Consider the following 7,633-nt stretch of genomic DNA (forward strand, 5'->3'; position numbering starts at 1 on the left):
GGGTAATGCCGGTCGTGGGCTTGGCCAGGCGCGCCAAGACGAGGTCGCGGTCGGTGCGCGGTGCCAGTTCGACGACCTCGCTCGTCTGCGTGCCGAAGGTGACCGTGGTCTTCTCCTGCGGGGCGCCGGCGGCGACCTCGATGGACTCCGCGGGCTTGTCGGCGAAACAGCTCTTGGCGGTGAGCACCCAGTCCGTGTCGACGAGCACTGCGGTGCAGGAGCGCTTGCTGTCGCCGACGTCCACCGTACCGGCGAAGGCGAGCTCAGGCAGCGGCGTCAGGGGCGCGGCCGGGCCGCTGGTGACGCGGAGCTCGGCGAGGACGGACTGCTTGCGGCCGGACGAATGGTCCGACTCGCCGACGGGCCTGACCGAGTCCTTGGGCACGTTGACCGTGGTGGTGTTGCCCTCCGCGGTCAGCTTGGCCTGGATGGCGACATCTTCGGTCCATATACCGAAGGCGGTGTCTATCTCCAAGGCCAGATAGCCGTCAGGGCGTAGGGCGTCGAAGCAGAAGTTGCGGCCGCCGGCCACCCGGGACTCCACCATGATGTCCCACGGCTTGTCACAGGCGATCAGGAGCAGACCACCGTTGCCGCGCTTGAGGTTGACGCCCTGCTCCTGCAGGATCTGGGCGGCCCCCGGGTAGGCCGACTCCTCGACAGCGTACGGTGCGGCACTGGTCTCCGTGCCGGCCATGACCATGGAGGGCACCGCGGCGGCGGGCGGGACGGCTGCGACGGCGCCGAACAGGGCGGCGACCACGGCCGATGACCCAAGCGCGTTGAGAGCGCGAATTCTCACGAATGTTCCTTTGTGGTGCTGCAAACCAACGAGGTGCAGCATGAAAAATGTGGTGAGGCGGATAGAACGCCTGCGTGAACGTACAACATGCAAGGGACGATCACTCACTGAGGGTGAGGGAGGAAGGGACAGGTCCCTGGGGAGTACGTTGCGGGCGATGGTCCAGCCTCGATCTTCGCGACGGGACGTCGGATTCTCCGGCGGCCCGTTTCGGGTTGCCGGGCGAGTGATGGTCGGGTTGGGGCTCGGCTGTCGCGTCGGGTGGGCGCCGCGTTCCATGGCGCCCGTCAGGGGTTCTGCTCGTCGGGTCGGGCGCGCACTGCTGGAGGAACTGTTTACCGCCCAGGCTCTGACGGCCCCATGGACCCTTTGCCTGATGACGACGGACCTGGCCAAGGCGGGAGCGGCTGAAGTCCTGGACGAAGGTGTCCGGCGTCGAAGGCGTCTTGCAGCCAGGGTTTGGTGTTGACCGATTGACCACGCTGTTGCCCGTCTGCAGCTCGACCTGTCACGACCGCCTCTGTCCCAGAGCTCTGCGCAGGTCACGCCGAATCCTGTAGCAACGCCTGTGTTCGGTCTCTACAGTCGCCGCATGGCCACCGAGGACGAGAATCCAAGCCAGCGTGACATCACTGCGATACTCAAAGACCAGACCAGACCAGTGCCTGCAAGGCAGCGCGCGACGCCATTGCTGACGGCGGCGAGGTCATGCTCTACGACGGCCAGGCCCCGCATTGGATGGTCTTTGGCATCACTGCGACAAGGCTGAGGAGGTCGTTGAAGATCGGTCTGATGACCCTCGGCCTTGACGAGACCGTCGAGATCCTCCGTCCTCGGGACCGCGATGAGCAACTGCGTACCGGCAACATCGTTGCAGCAGACCGGTCTTGGTTCTTCACCCTGTACTTCGACGCCACCGGGACCGAGCTCCTGGCGTGCAGCGGCGTCAAGAACGAGCGCCCCTCACGGAGGGACGGTCAGAAGCTCCAGCTCTAGAGGCCGCCACCGTTGTCCACCGCAGACGCTGCGAGGCGGGCAACCCCTTGCAGCACTGCCAACAGGTCATCGTCGGTCATGTCGTCTCCGTCTTCGGACCGGAGGCGCGTGGTCCAGATGCCTGCGAGTTCTCCGAGTTCGGCGGAGCTCGCGTTGGCCAGTGCTCGGGTCAGCCGCTGCGGCAGAGCGAACACCTCAACGCCATCGTTCAAGGGGGCGGCGACCCACTTCGGCCACGCCCACCCAAGGAGTTATTCGACCGGTGGGGCCTCGGCCGAAGGCTCCTGGAAGTACATGTCCCATTCGGCGATGGCACTGTCCGGCTCAATGAAACGGCAGGTCACTGACTCAAAGGCCTCACCAGGTCCCCGCAGGCGCGTTGCAGCAGCTGTCTCGTCGTCGGCGGCGAGGAAGAACACTATGTCGTGGGCCATCTGAGCATGATGGCAGCCCGCCGAGCTGACGCAGGTGACGGATATCGAGGCCAGGTGACATCTGTCTCGACCAGTCACATGCGGCTGAAACCCCGCTCTGGACTGCACGACTTCTGTCAGTGGCCTCTGTCAGGATGCCCCGGTCAACATCGTGATCAGGAGAGACCATGGGTACTTGGGACGTCGGCCCCTTCGACAACGACACCGCAGCGGACTTTGGCGGTGACCTTGATGAGGTAGCTGCAGGCGAACGTGAGGGCATCGTCCGGAGTGCTCTCACACGTGTGATCGACACCGCGGCTTACCTCGAAGCACCCGAATCCGAGGTAGCCGTAGCCGCGGCCGCGCTCGTCGGGGCGCAGTGCCCCGGGGGTGAGCCGGCCGATCCAATCTATGGGCCGGAAGAGCCCCTCCCGGATCTCACTGGCCTGCGCGATCTCGCTCTCCAGGCCCTCGACCGCATCATGACCGAACCGTCCGAACTGATGGACCTATGGGCCGAGTCAGATGGCGGGCCCTGGCGCGCGAACATCCGTCGCCTGCAGAACGTGCTCCTGCCAAAACCATCGGGAGAACAGCTCAGCCTGGTTTGACCCGCACCCGTCCTACCGGAAGGTCCCTATGAGCTGGGATGTCCTTCTCATGCGTCTACCCGCCGACGTCACCTCTGTACACGAGATCCCCGCTGACTACACCCCGGAGCCGCTCGGCCGGCGTGACGACGTACTCGCAGCTGTGACTCAGGCTTGCCCCGAAGCTGACCTCTCGGACCCAGCCTGGGGCGAGCTTTCCGGCCCGACTTGGTCCGTCGAACTCAACATCGGGTCGGAAGATCCGGTGGACTCGATCATGCTCCACATCCGGGGCTCCGGCGGCGACGTGGTGACGGACGTCTTCCGTCTCGCCGAGGCTCTGCGGTGCAAAGTGCTCGACTGCGCGAATGGGGACCTGATAACCCCTGGGCATACGTCAGGCTGGGAGGCATTCCAGGAGTACCGGGATCGAGCGCTCGGACCCTCTCAGTGATACCCCCTGGTCGCAGCACTAGCATCCGGTCCATGCACCCTGAATCCCGATCGAGCCTTGATGGCCTGCTCCCGCCCGGTCGGATGGTCACATCCGATGAAGGCGACGGAGATCAACAGCCCTTGTGGCTCAGTGACGGGCCAGCCGCGCCTGAGCTTTGGACGCGGATGCACACCGAACACGCACGTTGCGGCTTGTGGCCGCTGCTCCTCGACGCGCTGGACCCGAACGATGACGAGTTCCGCCCTTGGGGGTCCGGGGAGGTCTTCCCTGAGCAGATGTCCTCCCCGGCAAGCCATGATCCTGCCGGCCTCCTCGCACAGTGGTGGGCGACCTACACGGCCGTCGATGAAGACGACGACATGCTCGACGTCAAAAGGCGCCTCGCTGTCACGGCCCCCTTCGGACAGGTATGGCCCGGCCTTGCGGCCAGCCGGGACACGGTAACGAACCCTGAGCAACTGGCCTCAGAGTTCGCGGAGGCGTTCCTCACCGACTGCCCGCGGACACGTCTTGGACTGGTTGCCGCTCCGTCCGGTGCCGAAGCTCTGACAGCCGTGGGCTGGGCCGGCCCCTGCAACTACGAAAACGACACCGCGAAATTCTCTGCGGTCGTCCGGGATTGGGAACACCGATTCGGTGCCCGTGTCGTCGCGGTCGGGTTCTCCACGCTGCACCTCAGCATCGCCACGCCACCGGTGAGCGAGCATGAGGCTCTGCTGGTTGCAGCCGAGCACTTTGCGTTCTGCCCTGACAACATCTGGCAGGGCAGCAGACCGTACACACTGGCCGCGTATGCCGAGCGGATCACTGGCGCCCACCGCTGGGATTTCTGGTGGGACTGATCCGGCACTCGCTGGGTGCGAGCTCGCTGGCGCATCTGATTGGTGGCGACGGAGTCGGTCATCGGGGGCGGCGGGGCAGTGGGGTGACGGCGCGGGCATCGTGAAGGGCGGCGCGCAGGAGGCCGTTGTCGATGCTCAGGCGTTGGATGGCGGCGATGGCGAGTTCGAGCTGTTCGGCGAGGTCGCGGTTGTCCCGTCGCAGCCGGGCATTGCTGGCCTGGACTTTGCTGTAGGCGTCGGCTGCCGTCGTGCCCCTTGGCGTGCGCACGATGGCGGCGAGCGCGGCACAGATGTCTGGGTAGTTGCGGCGCAGGTTGTGTTGGCGAGGCCGAGGCGGGTGGCGAGGGCCAGCACGCTCGGGCGTCGGCCGGTCTCGGAGGTCAGGCTGTCGATGGCGGCGTGGACGTCAATGCGGCTCGGCAGTGGGTGGCGGTGGGCGGTCACTGGGCGGTCCTGTTGGCGGTGAGAAAGGCGTGGATCGCGTCGCGGCGCCGGGCCAAGCCGGCGTGCAGCAGCGGTGGGAGGACGGGGCGGGCGCGGAGTCGGTGGTCGATGCGGTCGGCCTCGGCGGCAAGGGCGGTGGTGTTGTCGGTGGTCAGCGCAACGTTGCGGGATTCCAGCGGTTGGCAGTCGTGCGGGACTGGACCCGCTCGCCCTCCGGGGGTGGAGCGGGGTCGGCACAGCGCCTTGTCCGGGTTGAAGACACAGGTGACGTAAGTGCCGGGGTAGACCTCGGGGTTGTGGCGGGCCAGGACGCGCAGCAGGCGCGCCGGGTCGGTGACGACGGAGCCGGTGAACCCGGTGCGGTGGTGGAAGTCGGCGAGCCGGGTGGCTGCCTCGTGGGCTGCGGGGCCGCTCAGGTCGTGCTGGTGGTCAGTGGTCAGGGCCAAGAGGTGTTCGCTGCGCTGCGTGGACTGTTCGGCTTCGACCTCGGCGCGGAAGCCGGAGTCGCTGGTGCCGGCGTAGCCCTCGAACATCTGGATGCCGAGGTGGCGATACTGGACGGCTCCGGCGATGACGCCGCCGGGGCGGCGGGCGATGTACCAGGCCAGGGTGCGGCGGAACTGCCGCGCGGTCAGGTTCCAGGGCTCTCCGTTGACCTCGGGGATCGAGTCTGGGAGCCGGTACTGATGGCAGTAGGCGTTGATCCAGGTGATCACGCGGTTGATGAGCTCGTTGCTGGAGCGCAGTGTCATCGCTCCGGCCCGGATGCGTTCTGCCGGGTAGAGGCTGCGCAGGAGCAGGTCGGTGTCGGGCGGCTGGAGGAGTTCGAGGACGGCGACAGCGCGAGCGGCCGGGGCGCCGATGATCCAGGTCGCGATGGTGCCGGCGGGGTCGCTCTCGCCCTTGAAGGCGAGGCTGGTGATCGTCCACCGGTAGCGGTGGCCGGAGCCGTCGAGCAGAGCGTGGATGCTGCCGCGGCGCAGGTGCTTGATCTCGGAATCGCGCATCCCCGACAGGTAGGCGATCAGGATGTAGCAGGCGCCTTGGAGCAGGCGGGCCAGCTCGAAGGTGTTGAACCGGGACCGTGCGCTCTTGTGCTGGTGCCTGGCGGGCTCGTCGGCGGAGAGGTGGGGCCAGACGGTGGAGAGCTGAGGTCGGGGGGCTTGCCATCCGGGACGGCCGGTTGCCTCGTGGGCGCGGTAGGCGTCGAGCGTGGTGAGGATGTCGGGGGCCAGCTCGTCGATGATGCGTAGGCACCAGGCCAGGAGCGAGCCCATGACGTGTTCGGGGATGCGGTGGGTGGTGTTCTCGGCGCGGGCTCGGCGGGTGCTGTTGCCCCACTCCTCGCAGTCCAGAGGGTTGACGGTGAGGTGGTCGCCGGGCAATACCGTGCGGTAGCGGTAGAGCAGGCGGACTGCACTCTGGGCGACTTCGCGGCTGGCTTCGCCGGGTAGCACAGTATGTAGGTGCAGTGCGTAGGCGGCGAAGTCGTCGAGGGTCAGGTCGGCCAGGCGGGGCTGTCCGAGGCGGGCGGCGACCCAGTGGGTGAAGCGGAGCTGCTCGGTGAAGTGCCGACGGATCGACATCATCTTCGGCCGCGGCTCGTGGGGCGGCAGCGTGCCGGAGAGCATCACCGCGAAGAGGTCCTTCAAAGCGCAGACGAAGGGCTCCGGCGCCCGGGTGAAGTCGAGTCGGGTGGCCGCTTGCTGGCGCTGTAGGAGCGCCGGGGCCAGGAGCCAGGTGGGGTCTTCGTAGCGCGCGGTGTCTTCCAGGCGGTGACCGGGGGCCAGCGGACGGCCGGCGAGAACAAACCGGCTCCCGCCGCTTTCCTGAGGTACGGGTGTGGGTTGGTCAGGGCTGCTGCCATGGTTCCTCCACCAAGTCGAGGTCGGCGTCGTGATCAGGTGAGGAGGTGGCCTCGCGGACCTGCTCGGGGGTGAAGCGGCTGAGGACGTCGTGGCGGATCGCCGCGAACGCAGGCCCGTACCGCTGCCACCACACCTGGTCGTCCATCTGCCGGCGCCGCTGGTCCATCGCTTTCAGGAGGGCGAGCAGGCGGGGAAGGTGGGCTGGGGTGATGACGCAGTTGCCGCAGTGGAAGCAGTCCAGAAACGACGCACGGCAGGCGCGACCGGTGACCGGATGGTTCTCGGCGTCCCGGCAACCGGACCAGGGGCCCTCTGTGATGTCTGCCGGGCTGAGGACGCTGTCGGCGAGGATCTCGGGCCGGCCCGCACGGTCGGCGAGACGACGGTGGGCTTCAAGTGCGGCCTGCTCGGCGTCCGCCAGGGCGTCGGCCATCACCTCGTGCGCCCACTCCACCGTGGACGGGTCCTCACGCAGGTAGTTCCGGAACAGCACCGGGACGGTGTTGCTCCGGGCCGCCGATGGCAGATGCCCGCCCATCTGCCGGGTGCGGCGGGCCTCCACGCTGGTGCGGATCCGTCTGAATGCCACCGTCATCGGAGCCCCGGCGTCATCAGTGAGGCCGTGGCGGTCGACCCAGGCGGACATCGGGAGCCCGGCCGTCATCGCGCTGCGAAACGGATTGCCGTGCTGGTCTCCGAAGTACACGCCGCGGAAGAACGCCCAGAACCACTGCGGATCGCTCGCCCGACTCCGGCTGGGCGCCATCAGGCCGTGCAGCAACAGGTAGAGCCCGCCGGGATGCCGCAGTTCCTGTCCGGGAGGGCCGATCTCCCACAACACCGACTCATGCCAGCGCCGGGCTCCTCGCCGCCGCTTGGTCAGCACCACCTCGACCGCCTTGCCCTCCACGACCTGGTGCTCGGCAGGAAGCTCCTTGATCGTCTCGATGTTGCGCCCGCTGACGGCAGCCATCAGCACGAGCATCCCCGGCAGGTCGTCGCTCATCGGGAAGAGCATCCGGCCCGCCGCCCGAGTATCGTGCAGGCGCTCCAGTCGGCCGCCCTCGGCTACAGTCCGCAACCGCTCCGCCTCCGGCCCGCCGTCCGGGGCGGCAAGCAGAGCCCTGCCCTGTGCGATCCGTTCGCGCATCGCGGCCACATCCGCACGGGCAGCGGCCACCAGGCGCCGGAGCTCACCCTGCGAGTAGCCGGACGTGC

General features: G+C 67.6%; 9 protein-coding genes. 4 read left to right on the top strand and 5 right to left on the bottom strand.

Going from position 1 to position 7,633, the window contains the following annotated elements; all coding sequences use genetic code 11:
* A partial coding sequence (locus tag ACFWBW_RS16845) for a trypsin-like serine protease (protein WP_385373075.1) occupies positions 1-802 on the bottom strand: 802 nt, incomplete at its 3' end.
* Positions 803-1,594: 792 nt separating this feature from the next.
* Here ACFWBW_RS16845 and ACFWBW_RS16850 point away from each other — a divergent pair.
* On the top strand, positions 1,595-1,798 hold the full coding sequence (locus tag ACFWBW_RS16850) for a hypothetical protein (protein ID WP_385373077.1): 204 nt from the start codon (positions 1,595-1,597) through the stop codon (positions 1,796-1,798).
* Positions 1,799-2,049: 251 nt separating this feature from the next.
* On the opposite strand, the gene ACFWBW_RS16855 is transcribed toward ACFWBW_RS16850, so the two are convergent.
* A complete protein-coding gene (locus ACFWBW_RS16855; RefSeq protein WP_385373079.1) occupies positions 2,050-2,232 on the bottom strand; it encodes a hypothetical protein in 183 nt (60 codons plus the stop codon).
* Between the two features lie 167 nt (positions 2,233-2,399).
* Here ACFWBW_RS16855 and ACFWBW_RS16860 point away from each other — a divergent pair, with 167 nt between their 5' ends.
* Genes ACFWBW_RS16860 through ACFWBW_RS16870 form a run of 3 tightly spaced genes read left to right on the top strand, consistent with a single transcriptional unit; the run spans position 2,400 to position 4,103 of the window.
* Complete coding sequence (locus ACFWBW_RS16860) at positions 2,400-2,825, top strand: DUF4259 domain-containing protein (RefSeq protein ID WP_385373081.1); 426 nt, start codon at positions 2,400-2,402, stop codon at positions 2,823-2,825.
* Positions 2,826-2,853: 28 nt separating this feature from the next.
* Positions 2,854-3,258 carry a hypothetical protein gene (locus tag ACFWBW_RS16865; RefSeq protein ID WP_385373082.1) on the top strand — a complete coding sequence of 135 codons (405 nt, stop codon included), beginning with the start codon at positions 2,854-2,856 and terminating at the stop codon, positions 3,256-3,258.
* Between the two features lie 32 nt (positions 3,259-3,290).
* Positions 3,291-4,103, top strand: a complete 813-nt coding sequence (locus ACFWBW_RS16870; RefSeq protein ID WP_385373084.1) for a DUF4253 domain-containing protein — start codon at positions 3,291-3,293, stop codon at positions 4,101-4,103.
* Between the two features lie 58 nt (positions 4,104-4,161).
* Here the strand turns inward: ACFWBW_RS16870 and ACFWBW_RS16875 are convergent, their stop codons facing one another.
* The 3 genes from ACFWBW_RS16875 to ACFWBW_RS16885 all read right to left on the bottom strand — a co-directional run.
* Positions 4,162-4,371, bottom strand: a complete 210-nt coding sequence (locus tag ACFWBW_RS16875) for a hypothetical protein (RefSeq protein ID WP_385373086.1) — start codon at positions 4,369-4,371, stop codon at positions 4,162-4,164.
* Between the two features lie 172 nt (positions 4,372-4,543).
* Positions 4,544-6,199 carry a hypothetical protein gene (locus ACFWBW_RS16880; protein ID WP_385373088.1) on the bottom strand — a complete coding sequence of 552 codons (1,656 nt, stop codon included), beginning with the start codon at positions 6,197-6,199 and terminating at the stop codon, positions 4,544-4,546.
* A 199-nt stretch (positions 6,200-6,398) separates the two neighbouring features.
* Positions 6,399-7,633 (bottom strand): hypothetical protein (locus ACFWBW_RS16885; RefSeq protein WP_385373090.1); only part of this gene is annotated, 1,235 nt, incomplete at its 5' end.

It is taken from the genome of Streptomyces sp. NPDC059957 (assembly GCF_042730015.1).
In the GTDB taxonomy this organism is placed as follows: Bacteria; Actinomycetota; Actinomycetes; order Streptomycetales; family Streptomycetaceae; genus Streptomyces.